This is a genomic window from Kitasatospora sp. NPDC005856, assembly GCF_040629945.1.
GTDB lineage: Bacteria > Actinomycetota > Actinomycetes > Streptomycetales > Streptomycetaceae > Kitasatospora.
Genome location: NZ_JBEXWT010000220.1, coordinates 1 through 1,709 on the forward strand (window position 1 = coordinate 1; position 1,709 = coordinate 1,709).

Here is a 1,709-nt window from a genome sequence, read left to right on the forward strand (position 1 = left end):
CCCCGCAGGGCCCCCGCCCGCAGCTCGGCCAGGGCGGCCCGGCCGCTCCGGCCGCTCCCGCCGCGCAGGCCGGCCCGGGTGCGCCCGGCGGCGGTCTGCCGACCCGCAAGGTCGGCCAGTCGCTGCGCGAGAACCCGGTCCAGCAGGGCGGTGCTCAGCAGGGCGGTGCTCAGCAGGGCAAGGGCCGGCAGCCCGCCCAGCCGCAGCAGAGGCAGCAGGACCCGCAGCAGCAGGCTCCGCAGCAGGCCCAGCAGGGCGGTCTGCCGCAGCGCACCCCGGGCCGCCAGGGCCCGCCGCAGAGCGGCCCGAACGGCCTGCCCCGCCGCGGCGGCCGTCCGCAGCAGCCCGGCCGGCCCCAGGCCGGTCAGCCCCAGCCAGGCCAGCCGCAGCCGGGTCAGCCCCAGCAGTCCGGCCGGCCCCAGGCCGGTCAGCAGCAGGCCGGTCAGCAGCAGCCGGGTCGGCCCGGTCAGGAACGGCCGCGTCCCGGTGGCGAGTTCGACGGCGGTCCGGGTGCCCGGACCGGCGAGCAGCCGCAGCACGGCCGCCCCGGCGGTCCCGGCACTCCGCCGCAGGGTGCCCGTCCGGGCAACCGTCCGCAGGACGGCCTGCCGCAGCGCCGTCCGGCCCCGCAGGGCCCCGGCGCCCCCGGCCGCCCCGCCGGCCAGGGCCCGCGCGGTCCGCAGCGCCCCGGCCCGGACGCGCCGCAGCGCGACCGTCAGCCGCAGCTGCCGCCGCAGGCCCAGCAGCAGCCCCAGCCGCTGCCGTCGGCCGAGCCGGCGCCGGTGGAGAGCACCCAGCAGTTCGCCCGCCCGCGCTTCGAGGCCAGCCAGATCGACCCGCGCGACCCGCTGGGCCTGGGCCTGGTCGAGCCGGTGCTGCCGAACGTGCCGAACCCGCCGCGTCCGGAGCCGGTGCGTCAGGAGCAGGCGCCGCAGCAGCCGCAGCCGCTGCCGTACCAGGAGCCGATGGCGCTGCCGACCGGCCCGTCCGAGGCCACCGGTCAGCGGCCCGGCGGCGAGCAGCCGTGGTACCCGCAGGCGGAGGAGCAGCAGGCGCGTCCGCGCACGTACCAGCCGCGCCGCCCCGGCACCTCCGCGCCGGGGTTCCAGCAGCAGGCCCCGGAGCAGCAGGCTCCCCGGCAGGCCCCGCAGCAGGTTCCCCAGCCGGCCCCGCAGCCCGCTCCGCAGCAGCAGGCCCCGCAGCAGAGCCAGCAGCAGCAGCCGCCGCAGGCCCAGCAGCAGCCCGGCACCGGCGACGCCCCGTGGCGTCCGTCCGCGAACGACGAGCGCTGGCGCCGCGCCGAGCAGATCCGGGAGCCCTCGACCAGCGGTGTCACCATGTCGGGCCTGCCCCGGCGGACCCCTCAGGCCAACCTGGTCTCCGGCACCGCCGAGGCCTCGCCGCTGACCGGTCCGCAGGTCTCCCGGGCCCCCGAGGAGGTCCGCGGCCGGCTGACCAACCTGCGCCGCGGCATCCAGCAGGGCCGCCGTGCCGGGGCCGAGCAGGCCGCCAACCAGTCGGGCTTCCAGCATGGTGCCCAGCAGCCCGGATTCGATAGTTTCGGTGGCCGGAGCGACGGCAACGGCGCAGATCACCAGGAGCGTTGAGTTGAACCAGATGAGCCAGGCCGCACAGAACCTGAACTGGCTGATCACCAATTTCGTGGACAACACCCCCGGGGTGTCCCACACCGTGGTGGTCTCCGCGGA

The 1,709-nt window shown here is 78.5% G+C and carries 2 protein-coding genes and 1 pseudogene; 2 read left to right on the plus strand and 1 reads right to left on the minus strand.

The window, feature by feature from the left end:
• Window positions 1–539 (minus strand): hypothetical protein (locus ABZ449_RS42075; RefSeq protein ID WP_360357450.1); only part of this gene is annotated, 539 nt, incomplete at its 3' end.
• A gap of 243 nt (window positions 540–782) precedes the next feature.
• Here ABZ449_RS42075 and ABZ449_RS42080 point away from each other — a divergent pair.
• Window positions 783–1,607, plus strand: a complete 825-nt coding sequence (locus tag ABZ449_RS42080; protein WP_360357453.1) for a hypothetical protein — start codon at window positions 783–785, stop codon at window positions 1,605–1,607.
• A gap of 10 nt (window positions 1,608–1,617) precedes the next feature.
• A pseudogene (locus ABZ449_RS42085) lies at window positions 1,618–1,709 on the plus strand (roadblock/LC7 domain-containing protein); the annotation flags it as partial.